We start from the raw sequence: 20,089 nt of genomic DNA on the forward strand, positions 1-20,089 counted from the left end.
ATGGTTCCCACGCTGAGCCGCTCGGAGTTTCAGCGCAGAGCCCTGGAGCTGTTCAAGGAACGTAGTTTCAGCCAGGTCAGCATGCGGGAATTGGCGGCGCATGTTGGAATCAGCCCGGGAGCGATTTATCACCATGTGGAGAGCAAGGAAGCAATGCTGTTTGAATGGCTGACAGAGCTCTATCAGGCGCTGTTGTCGCACGTCGACCTGATCAAAACCCGAAGATTGACGCCCGCGCAGCGCCTGACAAAACTGATCGAAGGCCATCTTAAATTGCATGAACAGATGACCGGGCACTTCAAGTTAGCGGTCATGGATGCCAATTGCCTGGGCGCTCCGATGCAGGCACGCGTTGAGCGATTGAGGCTAGCCTATGAGTCAGAAATCATGAAGTTGGTCGGCCAGTTGGGCCATCAACCCGGCGGCCCGTTGCGCGAGGGGGCGCTTACTGCGATTTTGCCCATGCTCAACAGCCTACCCATATGGCTGAGCCCGAAGGTTGATAACAGCCAGCGTCGGCTTATTACAAAGACCATCGCCGATGCGGTAATTCACGCAATAAACGCCCTACCTTGAGTGCCCCTGCCCTGCTCTGGATTTCAAACCTGATGCCCATCATGGCGTGGAAAGCCGCTTCTGCATCGGCGCATTGTCCCAACAGTTTCCACGACGACTCATGCTTTGGCGCATGCGGTAACGCCAAAGCCGTTGACGAAACTGGCGATTGCCCTATTGCGAGCCTTGATCCGAGTGCAATAACAATCCTTGAGGCCTGCCCCGCTGCTTGTAAGCTCGGCCGAGCACGATTCCTTAGCAGCGGCATCGAGGGTTCAGCAAGCGTCGATCAGTTGAGCTCAGGTCGCATGATTCTGGGGGAGGCTTCCGGCGATCGTCCGATAGAGTTTTCGGCTTTTGGCGTCGATCCCGAAAGACGCGGAGAAATCTTTCGAGAGCACTACGAGGTGATTTGCCGACCCCACAGCACAAGTTTTGAGCCCATCCACTGGAGCGCTGTTGAAATGCGCGGCGCAGACCTGATTCCTAAACCCACCACCTAACGCCTTCCAATGCTCGTGACCGGCGATAGTCGCCAGTCACTGGATTGGATCGCGCGCGCGAGCACCGGATGGGTCAATTACCCACGCATACCGAACATGCAGCGGCTGGTCGTGGAAGTTTGGCGGCTGGACGTCATGAAGCAATGTAGTTCCGTCTAGAGGCCCTTCACTCAGTCGCATTACACTGACCTCGATCAGAATCCGTTGAAGTGTAGTTCAGGACAACCGGCGTCGTCTGAATCTGAAAATTCGCTTTGGCGTTTGATTTTCATGCCTGGGACAAGACAGGATCGGGCGTCAGGGTCCGGCACGCGCGATGACTCAGGAAAGCTTCGAGGTCTGCAAAGGGCATCGGTTTGGCAAAGTAATACCCCTGAAAAATATCGCAGCGACTGCCTTTAAGGAAATCCACTTGAGACGTGGTTTCCACACCTTCGGCGACCACCGTCAGGCTAAGGTGATGGGCCATGGAAATAATGCCTTGGGTGATCGCCGCATCGTGACGATCGGTAGCAATTTCCTGGATGAACGAGCGGTCGATCTTGATCTTGTCGATCGGCAAACGCTTTAGGTAACTGAGGCTGGAAAAGCCAGTGCCGAAATCATCCAACGCAATGCGCACCCCCAACGCCTTGAGCCGATGCAACGTGTCGATCGCCTGTTCAACGTTATGCAGCAGAAGCGACTCGGTAATCTCCAGTTCCAACTGTCCGGTGCTGAGGCCGTATTTGCTCAGCACTGCCTGGATAGACTCGACGAACTGGCCACGCTGGAAATGCATCGGCGAAATATTCACGGCCATCGAAATGTCCTTTATGCCCTGCTCACCCAGCAGGCGTAATTGCGCGCAGGCCGTATCGAGCACCCAGAGGCTCAGCGGGATGATCTGCCCACTGTCCTCTGCCACCGGCACAAACACTGCAGGTGAAATAAATCCTTTTTCAGGGTGCTCCCAGCGCAGCAACGCTTCGATCCCGACCACCCGCCCAGTGCGCGCGTCTATCTGCGGTTGGTAATGAAGCTGGAATGACTGAGTTTCGATAGCCTTTTGCAGGTCATTGCGCAGGCTCGCGTGCTCGCAAACACGCTGATTGAGGTCGCTGGTGTACCACTGAAAGTTATTGCGCCCTTGCTGCTTGGCTTTGTACATAGCCATGTCAGCTTGCTGGATCAGTTGCATCGGCTGCTCGATGTGACCATCGCTCAGGGTGATTCCGACACTTGCAGTCACATGCAGGTCAATACCCTGGATGCAGTAGGGTCTGGCAATGCCGGCCATCAGCCGCTCGGCCACCGGTACAACGTCCTCATCACGAAGCAGGTCGGGCAGCAGCACGATGAATTCGTCACCGCCCATACGCAAGATGGTGTCACCGGGACGAACTTGCTGGGTCATACGTTGCGCCACTTCGATCAGTACCTGATCGCCGAAGTAATGCCCGATCGAATCGTTGATGGATTTGAATCCATCCAGATCAATGCACATCACCGCCAGACAACGCTTATGCCGACGACTGATGTGGCAATCCAGAGCAAGCCGTTCTTCAAGCGAAACACGGTTAAGCAAACCGGTTAGCCGGTCATGGCTGGCATTGAAGCGCAATTGGCGCTCGAAATGTTTCTGTTCGCTGATATCTCGGGCAATGCCGAATACTCCGACGATCTCTCCGTTGACCATGATGGGCAGGTTGGAGATATCCATGGTCAACAGTCGCTCACTTTCGTCGCGAAGCTGTGCCTCGAAGCGCTGAGGCACTCCGGCACGGGCAGCGCAAAAATGCTGACTAACCCGTTGCAGATCCTCATCGAGCACCAGCTGGGAAAAATGATGGCCAATGAAATTGATTGCAGTGTGCGGTTTCAGCTTCAGGCCTGCAGGATTCACGCTCTGGATGTTGCCGGCCAGATCGAGGGCGAACACTGGGTTGGGGTTATAGGTGAACAATGAACGAAAATGTTGTTCGCTTTCCTCCAGTCGCCGTCCGTCACGCTCGTGGCGGATTGCAATGACTGCAAGTTGGGCGGCAAAGACCAATTGTTGAATCTGCGCCTCGTCCGGCGCATGGGTACGCTTTTGGTACAGGGCAAATGTACCCAACACGGTACCTTGATGGGAAAGCAAAGGGACTGACCAGCAGGAACGCAGGTTATGTCCCAGAGCCAGGCTGCGGAAGCGCTCCCAGTTCGGGTCATGGGCGATGTCTTCGGTGACCACAAGCTCGCGCCGAAACGCTGCGGTGCCGCATGTCCCTTCTTGTGGACCAATGACCATACCATCAATCGCCTCGGTGTACTCGGCCGGTAGGCCGGGTGCCGCGCCGTTGAGCAAGTGCTTACCCTCAGCATCCGTCAGCAGGATAGAGCAGAGGCTTTCGGGGGACTGTGTGTCGAGCATCTGGCAGATGGCACAGAGTACGTCGCCCAGATGCTGATCGGTCGCGATCATGCCAAGAATGTCACGTTGCGACTCGGGGAAGGTCTTGCAGTGAACGCTCGGACGGATATTCATGGTAATTCCTGAAGACTCTCGAGGTCGTCCGGTCTTCAGAGAGCCAGAAATAGTGGCGGCCGATCACTGTCCACTTGTGCGTCGGATATACACTCTATAGAGCGTAGCCAAGTTAAATACAGACTCAGATCCAACATAAAAAACAGTATCAGATGGCCGCCATTTGGCTAACTTCGCTTTCTCGACTCGTAGCAATTTCAACCTCCTCCTATCCGGCATCGCGCTTGCCGTACGAACGGGTTTGTTTGTCTGATTTTCGAACTTGCGTGCTCGGCTTCAATGTCACCAATGACTATGCCGTCTGCAACGCCTGCAGCAGCTTGGCCAGTGACTCCGTCGGCACTTGCCCTTGCCGGGTGATGCAGTGAAATGATGCGCTATACCTTAACCGCTGCGGTGCAATTACACGCAGCATCCCACGCGCGACCCAGATATCGGCATAGTGGGTTGGCAGGAAGCCGATGCAGGTACCGGATGCAATCAGCGTGGCGATGGCTTCCATGGAAAAAGCGCTTACCGAGTTACCGAAACGCAATTTGTGTGGCCGGCGGCTTTCGAGCATATAGCCACGGTCGACGTAATCTGCAGCACCGATTTCCTCGTCCGTAAAGTGCTCGTCGGGACGCTCGAAGAAAGGGTGTCCGCGCCCGCAATACAGATTTTGTTCTTCCTCGAATAGCTCTTGGTAGTGCAGGCCCGAAAGCTGGTGGTTAAAACAACCAATCGCGAGGTGCAGACGTCCTTCGAGCACGGCTTGCTCAAGCTCGTCGGCGCGCATTACCTGCAGGTCGATGCGTGTACGAGGCGAGACTAGTCGAAAGGAAGCGAGGGCCCGCGGTAGCGGTGCCTGGTCGAGCGAAAGCAGGTTATCGACGCTGCCTATCTGCAAGAACTCTGGATACTTCTGGTTAAGCATGACTACCCGCTGATGAAAGCGGTCGATATCAGCATACAGCTCCTGCGCCGCAGCATAAGTTTGGGCGCCTTGCTCAGTAAGTTGAAAACCGCTCTTGCCGCGACGGCAGAGGGTGAAGCCAAGGCGAACTTCCAGATCTCGCACCAATGTGCTCAAGCGGGGCAGGCTGGTATTTAGGCGTACCTGCGCGGAGGTGAAGCCTCCAGCCTCGACGATAGTGCAAAAGATGCGCAGTTTGCGCAGATCCACGTCTGAGAAATTGGTAAGCATCAAGACCTCCGGTGCAGATTCACAAATGCCATAGGCACAGCCCTTATACCAGTAAATTTGCCTTGCGAATCAATGCGCCTGAACGGTACCGAAAGAGGCCGTGCTTTAGTTGCGATTTCAAGCAAGTCAGGTTCTGTACTGGAGGATTTACCGGCCATTTCTTTCTTTCGATACTCGCAGTGCTGCTGGGCAGAAGTCCTGCAGGAAGGGGAGCAACTGCGGCCCACGCGAGCACGACTTCCCCCAGAAGAAAAATAATGTTTACGGAGTGCGGTATGACAACTCAACGACGTAGAGGGTCGGGCAGACCCACCATTGAAACTCGCTCAATCGATTATGTGCCTAGTACAGAGCGACACGGTAAGGTCTGGCACCAAGGCCCGTTCTGGTTTACCGGAAACTTTGTGTTTCTCACCATGATGGTAGGTTTCGTTGGGCCGAGCATGGGGCTCAGCATTCTGTGGAGTGTACTGGCGGTTATCATAGGTGCTGGCTTCGGCACCGTGTTCATGGCCTTGCACGCCAACCAGGGCCCGAAGATGGGCATGCCGCAGATGATCCAGTCACGCGCGCAATTCGGCAGCCGTGGGGCCATTGTGCCGTTTGCGGCGACCATCTTTGTTTACATCGGTTTTATAGTGTTCGGCGTCATTTTGGTAACCCAAGCCATACAGTTGGTTCTACCGGGCTCTACGTGGTTTTGGTACCCCACGTTGATTACGATCAGCATTGTGATTGCAGTGGTGGGCTATGACCTATTGCACTTTGTGCAGCGTTGGCTCACATACCTGCTAATTGCGGTGTTTGGCATCGTGACATTGATGGCTGTTACTGCACTGCCAGCGGCGGCCCCAACACCGGTTGGCTCGGGCTGGAACACCACTGCGTTTCTAGTGCAGTTGTCACTCGCAGCGGGCTATAACATCAGCTACTCGGTTTATGTCTCAGATTATTCGCGCTACCTGCCCCAAGACTCGTCCAGCTCCAGGCTGATCTTCTGGACGTACCTGGGCGCGGCTGCTTCGGCGGCCTGGCTGATGTCTCTGGGGGCGGTGTTGTCCAGCTATATACCGGGCGCCGATGGCATCGTTTCGCTGGTGCAAACCGGCAATTATTTATTCCCTGGCTTTGGCATATTCGTCGCGCTGGTGGGCGCCGTCGCACAGTTATCGGTCACCGGCATCAACTGCTATGGCGCCATGCTAACCGGCATCAGCGCAGTGGACGGTTTCCGACCAGTGCGCCCAGGTGTCCGCGTGAGAGTGATCGGCCTGAGCACAGTTGGCCTGTTGTCGCTGGTGATCGCGTTGACGTTACCGGATGCCTATATGGCCAGCTTCAACGGATTTGTGCTGCTTATGCTGTACTTCTTGATCCCATGGACGGCGGTCAACCTTGTCGACTTTTATGCGATTCGCAAAGGTGAATACGCCATCGCCGAAATATTCAATCCGCACGGCGTATATGGCCGTTGGGCCTGGCGCGGCGTGCTTGCCTATCTGGTCGGGTTTGTCGCGATGGTGCCGTTCTTCTCTATCCCGTTTTTCGTTGGCCCGGTAGCTGAAGTAATGGGCGGTGCGGATATCGCATTCATCCCCGGCCTGCTGATTTCCGGTGGCCTGTATTTCGTGCTGACGCGCAACCTCGAACGTCCCTCGGAGATTGCCGCGCAACGCAAAAGTCAACTGGCGCTTGAAGGTATTGCCGGCTGAGCACTCACCGATAAACGACCAAAAGAAAAAGGTTTTTAAATGACCAGCAAACGCGAAAAAACAGTCGCCATTGTGCAAATGCCTGCGGCTCTCCTTGATCGAGCCGAGTCGATGCGTCGGGCAGCCGAACATATCAAAAAGGCAGCACTCCAGGAGGCTCAACTTGTGATATTTCCGGAAACCTGGCTGAGCTGCTACCCAGCATGGGTATTTGGAATGGCGGGCTGGGACGATGCGCAAGCAAAGTCCTGGTACGCCAAGCTACTAGCAGACAGCCCGGTCATTGGCCAGCCTGAAGACATGCACGATGACCTGGCGGAGCTTCGCGAGGCTGCGCGCGTTAACGCAGTCACCGTGGTTATGGGGATGAACGAGCGCTCCCGACACCATGGCGGCTCGCTGTACAACTCACTGGTCACTATTGGCCCCGATGGCGCCATTTTGAATGTGCACCGCAAACTGACGCCCACCCACACCGAACGGACGGTATGGGCCAATGGTGATGCCGCAGGGCTAAGGGTGGTCGACACCGTGGTTGGTCGCGTAGGCGGATTGGTGTGCTGGGAACACTGGCACCCGCTGGCGCGCCAGGCTCTGCATGCACAGGACGAACAGATTCATGTGGCGGCCTGGCCGGACATGCCGGAAATGCACCATGTCGCTGCCCGTTCCTACGCGTTCGAAGGGCGCTGCTTTGTGCTCTGCGCCGGCCAGTACCTGGCCGCTGGGGATGTGCCGGCCGAGTTGTTGGCGGCTTACCGGCGTGGGGTTGGCGGCAAGGCACTGGAGGAAGACGTACTGTTCAATGGCGGATCTGGTGTGATCGCCCCTGATGGTTCCTGGGTGACGGCACCGCTCTTCGGAGAGCCTGGAATTATACTGGCAACCATCGACCTAGCGCAGATCGACGCCCAGCACCATGACCTCGATGTGGCCGGGCATTACTTGCGTCCGGATGTTTTCGAGCTCTCGATTGATCGACGCGTACGCACCGGGTTAACGCTGCGCGACGCCTGAACTCTCGCCTCAACCATATGTTCCGGGCGGCCGTGCATAGGTCGACCCGGAATCAGTAAGGCTAATTGATGGTTCATGCGCTTCTGGCTACCGCTCTGTTATCCATCGCGCCGGGGGCGCTGTGCGGTTTCGCCGTTCTGGCTTCTGTCGACTACCCGGCCCAGCTTCGCGCCCTGGGCATGGCCAATCCGATACGCGTGCGGCAGGCGCATCTGGACTGAATCATCATGGGGACGGCGGTGGCGGTCACTGCGTTTTCCAATCCGCAGCTTCCCGACTGGGTCGCTGCACTGGTGATGTTCGGTGGAGTGGTAAATCCGCTGACGTTTGTGCCAATGGTGTTCTCCACCACCATGGAGACCACCAAGGCGTTTCAATGGGTGTCGTTTGTTTCGCTGAGTTTGGGCCTGGACGCGCAACTTCACGACTTAGATTTGGCAGGCAACTATTCAAGACCTGACATCTTTGAACTTTCAATTGATCGGCGCGTGCGCACTGGTATCACCATTAGTGACAAGTAACGCTGTTGAGACTACGAAGGGACCAAAACTGCATGGACGCGTAATTTGCGGTCACGAAGCTTTCAGCTTCCATGCATCTCGACTGGATTGCTGGCCTCTTGCTCTTTCACAGCGCTGGCGTCGATAACCCCGTTTACATTCGTGCCGATGCCAAGACAACTTCCTTCACCACATTTTTTGCAAAGGCTCGGATTGTGCGAAAAAATCTCGGACCCAACAGGCTTGTCGACGGAGGCCAGGGCTCATCTCGCAACGGGACAAACAGCAATATCCACCTGCCGCTTTTCACCAAAAAGGATACTTAAATGTCTATCTTCACGCACATCACCGTCGGCACCAATAATATGCAAAAAGCCCGCGATTTTTACGACCATGTATTGGGTGAGCTGGGACAAAAACGCATCATCGATTTAGAAGATGATGGCTCGGCCTGGGGGGAGAGCACCCCATCGTTCTACGTTCTGAAACCAGCCAACGGTGCTCCTGCAACCGTGGGTAACGGTGTCACTATTAGCTTCGCAGCACCCGACCGCGCAGCCATCGACTCCTTCCACGCCGCAGCGCTGGCCAGTGGGGGAACTGACGAAGGTACGCCGGGGCCACGAGACTGGGCACCCAACGCGTACGCTGCTTACGCGCGTGACCTCGACGGCAACAAGCTGGCTGCCTACTGTTTCACGCCAGCGTAGGGGTCAAGACACCTTGCTGACGAATAACTACGTTGAACCTGTGTCAGGATACCTCTGCCATTTTCATCGCCGCCTCCCCTACCACCTCCCGAATCTTATCCATCAACGCCTGCGCCGCAGGCGATTGAAGCGCCCCCGCTCTGGAGATCAGGCCAATAGGTCGCGTGGTGTGGCTAAGGGAAAGCGGCAGTCGCACCAGCTCACCGCTGACCATTTCGTGTTCCAGTTGATGCGCCGAAACGGCAGCGAGCATGTCTGAGCGCAGCAACACACCGCGCAAAATCGCCAGGTCGCCCGTTTCAATCACTGGGCTGGGTGCGGCGATGCCGATGTGGGCAAAAAACGCGTCTAGCAGTTGCCGTGCCGGAGAGCCGGCGCGAGGCAAGATCCAGCGGGCGGCACTCAAGTCCTCATAGGAAGGCGTCCGCTCCAGCCAAGGGTGGTCGCGGCGTACCAGGATCACCATTTCCTCCCGCAGCAAGGCTTCGCTATGCAGATCCCTGGCGTAGGCCGACGGGCGCAGAGCGCCGAGTACAAAATCCACATCGCCAGCGCGCATTTCACTGGCTAGCAGGTCAAACGGGCTTTCGTTTGTGACGACTCGTACGTGGGGGTGTTCCAGGGTCAGGCGCACGATGGCTTCTGGCAGTATTCCCGTGCGCCCGAGCGGCAAGGCCCCTACGTGCACGGCACCTTGAAGAGAACCACTCAACGCAGCGATATCCGCATCGATGTGACGCAGTTCATTCAGTGCTCGCCGAACTCGCAGCAACATTGCAAGGCACGCGCGGGTCGGCAGCAAACCGTGAGGCGTGCGTTCAAACAAGCCAGCACCACTGCCCTGCTCCAGCACTTTGATGGCGGCACTGATCGCGGGCTGCGAAACGCCAAGCGCACTCGCCGTGGTTTGCATATGGTGGGTTTCACAGAGTTTCGCGAACATTTCCAGGCGGCGGGTCTGGAACAGGTAAAGCGGCTCGGCGGAGTGGCCCAATACCTGCCCCAGCAAAGACGGAACGGCCAGCAATTCCTCCAAGGCCCGGCGAGCCCGAGGAATGACACGGTCTCCGTAATCGGTCAGACGCATACCATTGACGGTGCGTTCGAACAGCGAGGCGCCGAGGCGCTTCTCCAGCGCCAGGATGGCGCGTGTCACGACAGGCTGCGCACGAAATAGCACGGCAGATGCCTTGGATACGCTGCCGTATTCGACAACGCGAAGGAACGCGCGAACCTGCATCAAATTGGGCAACTCAGGACTGTGCATGCCTACCTGCCGAGTTTTTGAGAAAGCGGGTGCACAGCATGCATAACTCATCCCGATAAGTAAAACGCATACCTATTGCCGCCGAACGCATTATTCAACCTCCCCCTCAAATGCGACTGTGGGTGCTATCAAACAGCCGCAAGAAGAGCACTTCGATGATCAATAAAACAAAAACTGCATTAGTCGTCAGCGCCCACTCTGCCGATTTCGTTTGGCGCGCAGGTGGCGCCATCGCTCTGCACGCCCAACAAGGTTATGCCGTACACATCGTGTGCTTGTCCTATGGCGAAAGAGGTGAGTCGGCCAAGCTCTGGCGCAAAGGGGAGATGTCTGAAGACAAGGTCAAAACCGCGCGTCGCAGCGAGGCTGAAGCCGCAGCGGAGATACTTGGCGCGAGCGTGGAATTCTTCGACATCGGCGACTACCCGATGCGCGCCGATAAAGAGACGCTGTTTCGTTTGGCCGATGTGTTTCGTCGCGTGCAACCGGAGTTCGTCCTCAGTCACTCGATCAAAGACCCCTACAACTACGATCACCCGCTGGCGATGAACCTGACGCAGGAAGCGCGCATCATCGCTCAGGCCGAAGGCTACAAGCCTGGCGAAAAAATTGTGGGTGCCCCACCCGTTTACAGCTTCGAACCCCACCAGCCGGAGCAATGCGAATGGCGCCCGGATGTGCTGTTGGACATCACCGAAGTCTGGGACAAGAAATACGCCGCCATCCAGTGCATGGCTGGTCAGGAACATCTCTGGGAGTACTACACCCGTGTCGCCCTGCAACGCGGTGTGCAGGCCAAACGCAACGTGGGTATCGCCTCTACCCGTAACATCGTTTACGCCGAGGGCTATCAAAGCATCTTCCCAAGGGTGACGGAGAACCTGGCATGAGCACACTGATCGGAAAAACTGGAGTTGTCGTGCGCAACATTCCCCGTGGCGATTCGGCGCTGATCGACGAACTGGATCGCTTTGGTGTTGCTACCGTGCATGAAGCCCAAGGACGTAAAGGTTTGTTGGAATCGGCCATTCGTCCCATCCAGCAGAACCAGAGCATCAGCGGAACGGCGGTGACCGTGTTGGTTGCGCCGGGTGACAACTGGATGTTTCACGTGGCGGTCGAACAATGCCAACCCGACGATATCCTGGTGGTCGCGACATCGTCTCCCTGCACCGATGGATACTTCGGCGACTTGCTCGCCACCTCGTTGATGGCCCGAGGGGTACGTGCCCTGATTATTGACGCCGGGGTGCGCGATACCCGAACGCTTCGGGAAATGGGCTTCAAGGTATGGTCGCGGGCTGTGCATGCCCAAGGCACGGTCAAGGAAACCCTGGGTTCGGTCAACGTGCCCATCATCTGCGCCGGCCAATTGGTCGAGCCCGGGGACGTCGTAGTGGCAGACGATGACGGCGTGGTCATTGTGCGCCGCGAAGAATTGCCAGACGTGTTTGAAACCAGCCGAAAACGCGCCCAAATCGAAGAGCAGAAACGCGTGCGCCTGGCGGCTGGCGAGTTGGGCCTGGATATTTACGCGATGCGTCAGAAGCTCATCGATCGGGGCCTGACTTATTACGACAGCCTCACTGACGTACAAGGATGACCTTCATGCGCCAGACCCGAATTCCATGCCTCATGATGCGTGGAGGCACCTCCAAGGGCGCTTACTTCCTGGCTGACGATCTACCGCCGGAAGGTAAGCTGCGTGATCAAGTATTGCTGGCCGTCATGGGCTCACCCGATGCACGCCAGATAGATGGCATCGGCGGCGCAAATTCGCTGACCAGCAAGGTCGCCATCATCCGCCGCTCGGATCGCCCGGATGCTGATGTCGATTATCTGTTTGCTCAGGTTTCAGTCGAACAGGCTCAAGTTGATTACGGTCAGAACTGCGGAAACATCCTTGCCGGCGTCGGCCCCTTTTCAATCGAGCGTGAGCTGATCAGCGCAGACGAGTTGTTGACGACCGTGCGGATTTTCATGGTGAACACCGGGCAGATCGCGGTGGCTAAAGTCCCCACTCCAGGCCGCATCGTCGAGTACGCAGGTGATACCCGCATCGATGGTGTTCCTGGCACCAGTGCTTCTCTGATTGTCGAGTTCGAAGACATTGCCGGCTCCAGTTGCGGAGCGCTCTTGCCTACCGGAAATGCCATTGACCGCTTCGATGGCATTGAAGTGACGTGTATCGACAATGGAATGCCTGTTGTGCTGATCAGGGCGACTGATGTGGGGTGCACGGGCGATGAAAACCCCGAGCAACTGGACGCCGACATGGCGCTCAAAGCGTTGCTGGAATCGATCCGGCTGCAGGCGGGCCCGTTGATGAATCTGGGAGATGTGCGCGAGCGCACAGTACCGAAAATGTCCCTGATAGCAGCCCCCCGCAACGGAGGCGCTATTGGCAGCCGTACCTTCATTCCTCACCGCTGTCACACATCAATAGGGGTGTTCGGCGCTGTCAGTGTCGCCTCTGCCTGCCTGATTCAAGGGACAGTCGCGAGCAGTTTGGCCCAAGTAGAAACAGGTGATCGAGTCCAATTGTCTGTCGAGCATCCAACCGGCGAGTTCACGGTGGAGCTGCGTGTAATTGACGGTCAGTTAGCCGGTTGCGGGTTGGTACGCACGGCACGGCTGTTGTTCGAAGGCAACGTGCTCATTCCTGGCGACGTCTGGCAAAAACCGGTAAAATCGTAATGACCACGACCGTATCTATGATCGGCTTCGGCGAAGCCGGTGCCATTCTGGGCGAGGATCTTGCAGCACAGGGCGTGAAGATCTACGCCTATGATCGACTCCTTGAAGACCCGGCCAAACGAGCCGCGCTGCATGAAAAAGCCCAGCGGTGTGGCGTTCAACTGTTCGAGGGTGCGGCTCAAGCGATAGCGCTTGGCGAGTGGATCATTTCAGCCGTCACAGCGGATAACGCACTCGAAGTCGCACTGAACGCGGCGCCACTGATGAAGCCCGGACAACTGTTTATCGACATCAACTCGGTGGCGCCCTCTACGAAGCGGGCAGCAGCCAAAGCGATGGAGCTGCATGGCGTCGATTACATTGATGCCGCAGTCATGGCGCCGGTACCGCCACAACGCTTGAAAACACCCATCCTGTTAGGCGGCCAACACGCCACCCTGGTCGCTGAACGATTAAGCGGGCTAGGCATGAACGTGCGGGTAGTGGCAGATGTGATTGGCGTAGCTTCAGCGATAAAGATGTGTCGAAGCATCATGATCAAAGGCCTGGAAGCGCTCACCACCGAATGCCTGAGTACCGCTCGCCAGTACCATGCCGAGGGTGAGGTGCTGGCGTCATTGCACCAGAGTTTTCCGCAGATGGGTTGGGACAGCGCCCTACCCCACTACTTGATCAGTCGCGTGGCCGAGCACGGTCGGCGTCGCGCAGAGGAAATGAAAGAGGTCGCAAAAACCGCTCGCGACGTCGACGTGGTTCCGAACATGAGCCAAGCCATCGTCAGCGCTCAGCTCGGGCTCGTCGATGCCATGCTTGATGCCGATATTGATTACTCACACCTTGAGCCATTCGACTGGATAAACCTGATCGACACGGTGTATGGCAGCCCAATCGCTCATGAAAGCACTGTCCGGGAAAAGCGGTAACATAGCTTTTTTCCCAGAGTCGCACTCATGGATCTAAAACAGCTCGAATGTTTCGTACGGGTGGCCGAGTTCGGCAGCTTCACCAAGGCCGCCGCCGTACTGAACATTTCTCAGTCGGTCGTTAGCCGTCAGGTCAGGCAGCTTGAAGTCGAGCTGCAGGAGCATCTGCTCTTGCGAAATGGTCGAGGCGTCTTACTGACCGCTTCCGGGCAACGCTTGTTCGATCACGGCAAAGGCATCTTGCGGCAGGTGCAGGTGGCGCGTGAAGACCTGCGCGAACAACGCGATACGTTGTCTGGCAAGGTCGTCGTCGGGCTTCCTCCCAGTATTTCCCGACGCCACACTGTGGCAGTGGTCTCTGCCTTCCGAGAGCGCTTTCCTGACTGCATATTGGGGATCAAAGAAGGCCTGACTCATTCGATGCGCGAGTGGCTGCTCCTGGGTCGCCTCGATTTCGCACTGCTCTTCAATCCTGGCCACAGTGCACAACTGCAGTATGAGCACATACACTCAGAACCATTGATGCTCATAGGTAGCCAGCACTCGAACCTCCCCTCCCAGGTAGCGATGAAAGACTTGGGCCAATACCCTTTAATCACTCCCAGCGAACCTCACTCCATACGCCGCCTCATCGAGAATGAAGCGTCGAGGCATGAGGTGCATCTGAACGTTTGCCTGGAGGTCGATAGCATCCCGTCGCTATTGGAATTGATCAATCTCAACATGGGCTACGGCGTACTGTTTCGCTCGGCCTTGGCCAACGGCGACGGAAAACTCGAAGGACTCAAAGCTGCACAGATCGTTGATCCATCAATCCAGACGCACTTATTTATCGCAACGTTTGAGCAGCGCCCGCTGTCTCGCCTGGCACAACAGACCATGTCATTGGTTCGTGAGATCTGCATAGACTGAATAGACGCATGCAAAATCCGCATAACTGCTAGAGCCTGTGTCTTGTTGTTGTAAGGCGTCGAGGCGGCCACCATCGGCTATCGCTTCCGCTAACGATAATAAAGGACACGAGATGAAAAGCTGCCTCGCCCCTGACGCCAACCCAACAAAACCAAAGCAGCCGCTTCCTGTCGGTGCGTGGGATGCGCACTGCCATGTATTCGGTCCTGCGGCTGATTTCCCTTATGCCGATGATCGTAGCTATACCCCACCAGACGCCCCATTTGAAACATTGCAGGCATTGCACAACCATTTGGGATTCACGCGCGGTGTAATTGTCCAGGCCAGCTGTCACGGCAGTGACAATCGCGCAATGCTCGACGCTATTGCACGGAGTGAAGGACGGTATCGAGGCGTAGCAATCGTTGACGGCAGCGAAACCGATGAACAGCTTGCCGAGATGGACGCCGGCGGTGTTCGTGGCGTGCGGTTCAACTTCGTTGCACATCTGGGTGGCGCGCCAGACCTGGACGTCTTTGATAGCACTGTGGATCGCCTTGCGGATTTGGGGTGGCATGTCGTCCTGCACCTGGATGCACAAGACATCCTGACTTATGCCGAAAGATTGGCGCGGATACCCGTACCTTTCATCATCGACCACATGGGTCGCGTCAAAGCGCAGGATGGTATTGAGCAGCAGTCCTTCCTGGCATTGCAGCAACTGATGGAAAATCCGCTTGCGTGGGTCAAGGTATGTGGCGCAGAGCGTGTATCGGTCGGGCGGCGACCATTCGAAGATGCCGTTCCGTTCGCGCAGAAGCTGATTGAGCTAGCGCCGGAACGCGTCCTGTGGGGCACTGATTGGCCGCATCCAAACATCAGTAAAGACATGCCCAACGACGGCGGGTTGGTGGATCTGATGTTCAATTTCTGTGCCGATCCTCTGCTGCGTCAAAAACTGCTGATCGATAACCCGATGAAGCTCTACGGCCGTTAAGTGCACCCAGCTTTGCTGCACCTCCAAAAATAAGACTTACAGTGAGTGAAAGCCATGAACCCCAGCCCCGCATCTGCTGAGGCAGAAGTAACCCTTCCCGCCAAGGTGAAAACCAAGCCGCCGTTCTATCGCGCGATGTACTTTCAAGTCCTGCTGGGTATTCTCGCGGGAGTCGCCGTCGGCCATTTCTGGCCAACCTTTGCGGCCGATCTCAAGCCGCTGGGCGATGCGTTCATCAAGCTGATCAAGATGATCATCGGCCCTGTAGTTTTCTGCACAGTCGTCACCGGCATCGCCGGTATGCGCGACCTGAAAAAGGTCGGTCGGGTCGGAGGGAAAGCACTGCTCTACTTCGAGGTCATTTCGACGGTATCGCTGCTGATAGGCCTTATCGGTGGGCACCTTTTCAATCCAGGGGCAGGCTTCAATGTCGATGTGAATACCCTGGACGCGTCGGCAGTCACCGGGTTCGCCGAGAAAGCTCAGCACATGCACATGGTCGAATTTCTGATGGGGATCATTCCCTCGACGTTTGTGCAGGCCTTTGCCGAAGGTAACGTGCTTTGCATATTGCTGGTCTCCGTGCTCTTCGGGTGCGCGCTGTCAGCCATGGGTGAGAAAGGCAAACCGGTCTACGACATGATCGAAGGGCTGTCCGGCGTGTTCTTTCGCATTGTTCACGTCATCGCCAAGCTTTCCGCCATCGGCGCGTTCGGCGCCATCGCTTTCACCGTCGGTACTTACGGTGTCAGTGCGCTCCTGCCGCTGATGAAACTGGTCGGCAGCTTTTATATCCTGTGTGCATTGTTTGTCATCGTGGTGTTGGGTGGCGTGGCGAAAGTTTGCGGGTTCAGCATCCTGCGCTTTATCGCTTACATCAAAGAGGAGTTGCTGGTCGTGCTTGGCACCAGTTCATCGGAAGTGGTGCTGCCGCAGATCATGGAAAAGATGGAGCGACTCGGGTGCTCTAAGCCCGTCGTCGGGCTGGTCATTCCCACCGGCTACTCCTTCAACCTCGACGGTACCAACATCTATTTGACGATGTCGGTGCTCTTCATCGCTCAAGCGCTGAACATCGACCTGTCACTTTCTCAACAACTGACGTTAGTCATCGTGGCCATGCTCACTTCCAAGGGTGCCAGCGGTGTGTCAGGCGCCGCCTTTGTCATGCTGACCAGCACCTTGATGGTGGTGCCGCTTGTACCGGTGGCGGGCATGGTGTTGATTCTGGGTATCCACCGCTTCATGGGCACCGGACTCGCCATGACTAACCTGGTGGGAAACGGTGTCGCCGCGCTGGTTGTCTCAGCGTGGGAAAAAGAACTGGATCGCGACAAGCTCGCCCAGGAACTTGGCACCAAGCCGTAAACCTTCTGCTCTATCGATCACACCATTTCTAAACAGTCACTGTTCGGTCCAGCACCGAGCAGCGACTCCCTGCGTCAGGAAAATAATAAAAATGAACCGCGCCTTATATGTTGCTTTGCTCACACCTGCACTTATCTCCATCGACACCTCAATGGCCGATGATTTTATCGCGGACAGCAAGATTCGCCTGGAAGCACGAAACTTCTACTACAACGGGGATTTTCGTCAGGGAACGGGCGTATCCAAAAGAGAAGAATGGGCCCAAGGTTTTTTGCTCAACTATGAGTCGGGATACACACCGGGAATAATCGGCTTTGGCGCCGACGCACTGGTGTTTGCAGGTTACAAACTGGATTCGAGCCCAGACCGTTCCGGTAGCGGCCTGCTCCCCAAACGAGCTTCCGGTGAGGCCGTTGATGAATACTCAAAAGCAGGCTATGGCGTCAAACTCAAAGTATCTCAAACATCACTGCGCTACGGCATGTCATTGCCAAAGGTTCCAGTGCTTCAGTACAACAACAGCCGGCTGCTTCCTCAGACGTTCCAGGGCTGGCAGATCAACTCTACCGACGTAGATCGCCTGACCCTGAACCTGGCGCAATTCGATAAGACAATCACACCCGACTCTACCGACCTTCAGGACATAACCCTCGCAGTGAAAGATGGTCGCTATCGTGCAACCGGTATCGGCGACAACTATCGATATGGCGGCGGGACCTACAAGCTGACGCCAGAACTGAGTGCAACGTACTTTTATGGCGAACTTGATGACGTTTACCGTCAGCAGTTCGCTGGATTGATACACAACACGCGCCTCGGCAAAGGCATGTTGACCACTGACCTGCGTGCCTTCTCAAGTCGTGATGTTGGCGCAGCCAAAGCGGGAGAGGTTGATAACCGCGCATATGCTGCCGCGCTCGGCTACGCCTTAGACAATGGGCATAGCGTCATGGCGTCCTACCAAGTCATGGGCGGTGCTACGGGCTTTCCTTACATCAATAACCCCTACCTGCCCAACTACGTTCAATACCACGACTTCGGAAGCGCAGGCGAACGTAGCTGGCAGCTGCGCTATGGCTACGACTTCGCAGCCATGGGTATCCCAGGGTTGAGCTTTTTCACGGCCTATATCCGGGGAGACGGCCTGAAGACGGTCGGTGCCGAGAAAGAGTGGGAACGTGATGTGGACGTAAACTACGCCTTCCAGGGATCGTTAAAGGGGTTCTCTGTGCGATTACGGAATGCAACCTATCGAAGTGACGCTGCCAGAGATATTGACGAGACACGCTTGATCGCAAGCTACTTGTTCACATCCTTTTAAACTTGGATCGAGTATCGATGTAAAGAAGTCAGTTCGAACGGGTCAAGTGATCTTGTAAGCCGGCTAAGGTTTCACGCCGCAAGCTTTTCCCTAACGTCGGGTGACCGAGAGTCGTTGAAGCTTTGAGGCCTGGCGATTTGTAGCGCGATACGCAGCGCCACACATCCGCTCGGGCCTCATGCTCCGATCTGTAGCCAGTTTGGGGACCCACTCTGAATTCAAACGACCAAAGTAGTGCCTCATCGGAGCGTTGCACCCAACACTCCCCTTTATCGCTCATGCTCTGCCTGAGCCGATCTTGCCCAAGGTACGACGCACACAGACTTCGAAGCCCTGTGATGCTTGAACGCCAAAAACTCTGTCCCGCTGAACTTACCTGTGAGCGATTAGGCAATTGCATTCTTGGTTAAGACGGTCGGTTCGGGTATCCCCATGAACCTTCTGACTCTCTCAGCAGAGTCCGCTTCTCGAATCTCTTGGGGAGAAGCATCAAGCTGGATTTTTCCATTTTCCATGAAAATGACTCGGTGAGAAATTGACATCGCGAACTCCATTTCGTGGGTGACGATCAGCAATGTCATGCCGTCATCAGCCAATGCCTTGATCACCTCCAGCACTTCTCCAACCAGCTCTGGATCCAGTGCTGAAGTGGGCTCATCGAACAGCATGATGTCTGGCGACATCGCCAGCGCACGTGCAATTGCCACTCGTTGCTGCTGACCTCCTGAAAGCTGATGCGGGTACTTGTGGGCATGCTCAAGCAGTCCAATGCGATCAAGGAGGGAATAGGCGTTAAGCTGACATTCATTCTTCGAGCCGCCGTGATGCAACGGTGCGAGCGTTACGTTATCGACCAGCGTTCGATGGGGGAACAAGTTGAAGCTTTGGAAAACCATTCCTATGTGTTTTACGCGTCGCCGAAAGGCACGCAGGTTACCGCCATCCAGTGTGTCCTTTTCGATGAAGTCGGCGCCAAAGAGCTTGATGCTTCCCTTATCAATTTTTTCCAGCCCGTTAATGGTTCTGATAAGAGAGGTTTTGCCTGAACCAGATGGGCCAATGATGGAAAGAACCTCGCCCTTTCTGATCGACAAGTCGATTCCTTTCAGAACCTCATGACTCCCATAGCTCTTATGCAAATCCTGAAGATGCAGCACTGTATCGCCCTCGTATGAACGGCGCAGGCTTTCCTGTTTAAAGTTCTCCGTTGCTTTTCTTAAAGCGTTGGCCTGGTCACTACCCAGGGTATGCGGCTTACGCAGGCTAAGATCCAGTGAGCGCTCGAAACGCTCAAGCATGTATCCGAACACCGTAACGATTAACACGTAATACACCGCAACAGCTGCCAACGTCTCCATCACCAAAAAATTCTGGGAGTACAAGCGCTGACCGACCGTGAGAATCTCTGTGAGGGAGATGACGGATGCCAGCGATGTCAGTTTTACGATGGTGACGTATTCGTTGATCATCGTCGGCAGCGATATACGAATGGCCTGAGGGATGACAATAAGCCATTGCGCGCCGACCGTACCGATGGCCAGCGCCTTTCCGGCCTCCTTTTGCCCCTTGGCAACAGAAATCAGTCCCCCTCGATGAATCTCAGCCATGTACGCCGCTTCGGTGATCACCAGGGCAATGAGGCCCGAATAAAACGGATTCGAAAGCAGTCCACCGGAAGAAGGAATCAGTTGCGGTAGGTTGTAGGTAAAAACGATCAAGACCAACAGGGGAACGCTGCGGAAAAACCATATGTACACCGAAGCTGAGCCGCGAAGTAATGGGGAACTCGACATCTTGGCCAATGCCAGAAGAAACCCCAGAAGACCGCCCAGCAGCCATGCCGCAGTACTGAGCTTGATGACCTGAAGACAGGCTACCCAAAACGAATCCACCGCGAAGAGGGAGACGAAGTAACTCCAATCAAATGACATAG

18 protein-coding genes and 2 pseudogenes are annotated in these 20,089 nt (G+C 55.9%); 15 read left to right on the plus strand and 5 right to left on the minus strand.

Going from position 1 to position 20,089, the window contains the following annotated elements:
- Positions 1-576, plus strand: a complete 576-nt coding sequence (locus tag AB4N82_RS25755) for a TetR/AcrR family transcriptional regulator (RefSeq protein WP_099602630.1) — start codon at positions 1-3, stop codon at positions 574-576.
- A gap of 57 nt (positions 577-633) precedes the next feature.
- Here AB4N82_RS25755 and AB4N82_RS25760 read toward each other — a convergent pair.
- A pseudogene (locus AB4N82_RS25760) lies at positions 634-801 on the minus strand (DDE-type integrase/transposase/recombinase); the annotation flags it as partial.
- Between the two features lie 23 nt (positions 802-824).
- On the opposite strand from AB4N82_RS25760, the pseudogene AB4N82_RS25765 reads away from it, so the two are divergent.
- Positions 825-1,214: pseudogene (locus AB4N82_RS25765) on the plus strand (LLM class flavin-dependent oxidoreductase); the annotation flags it as partial.
- Between the two features lie 112 nt (positions 1,215-1,326).
- On the opposite strand, the gene AB4N82_RS25770 reads toward AB4N82_RS25765, so the two are convergent.
- Together AB4N82_RS25770 and AB4N82_RS25775 are read right to left on the minus strand one after the other, a co-directional pair.
- Positions 1,327-3,567, minus strand: coding sequence for a putative bifunctional diguanylate cyclase/phosphodiesterase (locus tag AB4N82_RS25770; RefSeq protein ID WP_460103731.1), 2,241 nt, complete (start codon positions 3,565-3,567; stop codon positions 1,327-1,329).
- 292 nt (positions 3,568-3,859) lie between these two features.
- Complete coding sequence (locus tag AB4N82_RS25775) at positions 3,860-4,753, minus strand: LysR family transcriptional regulator (protein WP_032891444.1); 894 nt, start codon at positions 4,751-4,753, stop codon at positions 3,860-3,862.
- A 275-nt stretch (positions 4,754-5,028) separates the two neighbouring features.
- On the opposite strand from AB4N82_RS25775, the gene AB4N82_RS25780 reads away from it, so the two are divergent.
- From AB4N82_RS25780 to AB4N82_RS25800, 5 genes are all read left to right on the plus strand, one after another.
- A complete protein-coding gene (locus tag AB4N82_RS25780) occupies positions 5,029-6,465 on the plus strand; it encodes a purine-cytosine permease family protein (RefSeq protein ID WP_122765109.1) in 1,437 nt (478 codons plus the stop codon).
- A 39-nt stretch (positions 6,466-6,504) separates the two neighbouring features.
- Positions 6,505-7,482, plus strand: a complete 978-nt coding sequence (locus AB4N82_RS25785; protein WP_032891439.1) for a carbon-nitrogen hydrolase family protein — start codon at positions 6,505-6,507, stop codon at positions 7,480-7,482.
- Between the two features lie 68 nt (positions 7,483-7,550).
- Positions 7,551-7,703 (plus strand): hypothetical protein, encoded by a 153-nt coding sequence (locus AB4N82_RS25790; protein WP_177326467.1) that lies wholly within the window; start codon positions 7,551-7,553, stop codon positions 7,701-7,703.
- A 6-nt stretch (positions 7,704-7,709) separates the two neighbouring features.
- On the plus strand, positions 7,710-8,003 hold the full coding sequence (locus tag AB4N82_RS25795) for a hypothetical protein (RefSeq protein ID WP_241089567.1): 294 nt from the start codon (positions 7,710-7,712) through the stop codon (positions 8,001-8,003).
- A 305-nt stretch (positions 8,004-8,308) separates the two neighbouring features.
- Positions 8,309-8,692: a VOC family protein gene (locus AB4N82_RS25800; protein ID WP_122765107.1), complete on the plus strand. Its 384-nt coding sequence runs from the start codon at positions 8,309-8,311 to the stop codon at positions 8,690-8,692.
- 43 nt (positions 8,693-8,735) lie between these two features.
- Here AB4N82_RS25800 and AB4N82_RS25805 read toward each other — a convergent pair whose 3' ends face one another.
- Positions 8,736-9,959, minus strand: a complete 1,224-nt coding sequence (locus AB4N82_RS25805) for a LysR family transcriptional regulator (protein ID WP_122765106.1) — start codon at positions 9,957-9,959, stop codon at positions 8,736-8,738.
- A gap of 155 nt (positions 9,960-10,114) precedes the next feature.
- Here AB4N82_RS25805 and galB point away from each other — a divergent pair, with 155 nt between their 5' ends.
- The 8 genes from galB (at position 10,115) to AB4N82_RS25845 (ending at position 18,156) form a co-directional block, all read left to right on the plus strand.
- Entirely contained in the window at positions 10,115-10,849 is a 735-nt protein-coding gene (gene galB / locus AB4N82_RS25810) for a 4-oxalmesaconate hydratase (protein WP_032891429.1), read from the plus strand.
- Positions 10,846-11,562: a 4-carboxy-4-hydroxy-2-oxoadipate aldolase/oxaloacetate decarboxylase gene (locus AB4N82_RS25815; RefSeq protein WP_032891427.1), complete on the plus strand. Its 717-nt coding sequence runs from the start codon at positions 10,846-10,848 to the stop codon at positions 11,560-11,562. Before galB ends, AB4N82_RS25815 begins: the two co-directional genes overlap by 4 nt.
- A 5-nt stretch (positions 11,563-11,567) precedes the next feature.
- Positions 11,568-12,656: a 4-oxalomesaconate tautomerase gene (locus AB4N82_RS25820; RefSeq protein ID WP_122765105.1), complete on the plus strand. Its 1,089-nt coding sequence runs from the start codon at positions 11,568-11,570 to the stop codon at positions 12,654-12,656.
- Positions 12,656-13,579, plus strand: a complete 924-nt coding sequence (locus AB4N82_RS25825; RefSeq protein WP_122765104.1) for an NAD(P)-dependent oxidoreductase — start codon at positions 12,656-12,658, stop codon at positions 13,577-13,579. Before AB4N82_RS25820 ends, AB4N82_RS25825 begins: the two co-directional genes overlap by 1 nt.
- A gap of 27 nt (positions 13,580-13,606) precedes the next feature.
- Positions 13,607-14,491: a LysR family transcriptional regulator gene (locus AB4N82_RS25830; protein WP_032891421.1), complete on the plus strand. Its 885-nt coding sequence runs from the start codon at positions 13,607-13,609 to the stop codon at positions 14,489-14,491.
- Positions 14,492-14,603: 112 nt separating this feature from the next.
- The gene (locus AB4N82_RS25835) at positions 14,604-15,467 is read left to right on the plus strand and encodes an amidohydrolase family protein (protein WP_095184829.1); all 864 of its coding nucleotides are present in this window, start codon (positions 14,604-14,606) and stop codon (positions 15,465-15,467) included.
- A 54-nt stretch (positions 15,468-15,521) separates the two neighbouring features.
- Positions 15,522-16,835 carry a dicarboxylate/amino acid:cation symporter gene (locus AB4N82_RS25840; protein ID WP_050442880.1) on the plus strand — a complete coding sequence of 438 codons (1,314 nt, stop codon included), beginning with the start codon at positions 15,522-15,524 and terminating at the stop codon, positions 16,833-16,835.
- 91 nt (positions 16,836-16,926) lie between these two features.
- Positions 16,927-18,156: an OprD family porin gene (locus AB4N82_RS25845; RefSeq protein ID WP_032891418.1), complete on the plus strand. Its 1,230-nt coding sequence runs from the start codon at positions 16,927-16,929 to the stop codon at positions 18,154-18,156.
- 386 nt (positions 18,157-18,542) lie between these two features.
- Here AB4N82_RS25845 and AB4N82_RS25850 read toward each other — a convergent pair whose 3' ends face one another.
- Positions 18,543-20,087: an amino acid ABC transporter permease/ATP-binding protein gene (locus AB4N82_RS25850; RefSeq protein ID WP_122765102.1), complete on the minus strand. Its 1,545-nt coding sequence runs from the start codon at positions 20,085-20,087 to the stop codon at positions 18,543-18,545.
- Positions 20,088-20,089 lie beyond the last annotated feature (2 nt).

Source organism: Pseudomonas sp. H1_D04 (assembly GCF_054683855.1).

Coding starts and splice junctions, on each gene's coding strand:
- AB4N82_RS25755 (WP_099602630.1), top strand. CDS start 1: ATGGTTCCCACGCTGAGCCGCTCGGAGTTTCAGCGCAGAGCCCTGGAG.
- AB4N82_RS25770 (WP_460103731.1), bottom strand. CDS start 3,567: ATGAATATCCGTCCGAGCGTTCACTGCAAGACCTTCCCCGAGTCGCAA.
- AB4N82_RS25775 (WP_032891444.1), bottom strand. CDS start 4,753: ATGCTTACCAATTTCTCAGACGTGGATCTGCGCAAACTGCGCATCTTT.
- AB4N82_RS25780 (WP_122765109.1), top strand. CDS start 5,029: ATGACAACTCAACGACGTAGAGGGTCGGGCAGACCCACCATTGAAACT.
- AB4N82_RS25785 (WP_032891439.1), top strand. CDS start 6,505: ATGACCAGCAAACGCGAAAAAACAGTCGCCATTGTGCAAATGCCTGCG.
- AB4N82_RS25790 (WP_177326467.1), top strand. CDS start 7,551: ATGGTTCATGCGCTTCTGGCTACCGCTCTGTTATCCATCGCGCCGGGG.
- AB4N82_RS25795 (WP_241089567.1), top strand. CDS start 7,710: ATGGGGACGGCGGTGGCGGTCACTGCGTTTTCCAATCCGCAGCTTCCC.
- AB4N82_RS25800 (WP_122765107.1), top strand. CDS start 8,309: ATGTCTATCTTCACGCACATCACCGTCGGCACCAATAATATGCAAAAA.
- AB4N82_RS25805 (WP_122765106.1), bottom strand. CDS start 9,959: ATGCACAGTCCTGAGTTGCCCAATTTGATGCAGGTTCGCGCGTTCCTT.
- galB (WP_032891429.1), top strand. CDS start 10,115: ATGATCAATAAAACAAAAACTGCATTAGTCGTCAGCGCCCACTCTGCC.
- AB4N82_RS25815 (WP_032891427.1), top strand. CDS start 10,846: ATGAGCACACTGATCGGAAAAACTGGAGTTGTCGTGCGCAACATTCCC.
- AB4N82_RS25820 (WP_122765105.1), top strand. CDS start 11,568: ATGCGCCAGACCCGAATTCCATGCCTCATGATGCGTGGAGGCACCTCC.
- AB4N82_RS25825 (WP_122765104.1), top strand. CDS start 12,656: ATGACCACGACCGTATCTATGATCGGCTTCGGCGAAGCCGGTGCCATT.
- AB4N82_RS25830 (WP_032891421.1), top strand. CDS start 13,607: ATGGATCTAAAACAGCTCGAATGTTTCGTACGGGTGGCCGAGTTCGGC.
- AB4N82_RS25835 (WP_095184829.1), top strand. CDS start 14,604: ATGAAAAGCTGCCTCGCCCCTGACGCCAACCCAACAAAACCAAAGCAG.
- AB4N82_RS25840 (WP_050442880.1), top strand. CDS start 15,522: ATGAACCCCAGCCCCGCATCTGCTGAGGCAGAAGTAACCCTTCCCGCC.
- AB4N82_RS25845 (WP_032891418.1), top strand. CDS start 16,927: ATGAACCGCGCCTTATATGTTGCTTTGCTCACACCTGCACTTATCTCC.
- AB4N82_RS25850 (WP_122765102.1), bottom strand. CDS start 20,087: ATGTCATTTGATTGGAGTTACTTCGTCTCCCTCTTCGCGGTGGATTCG.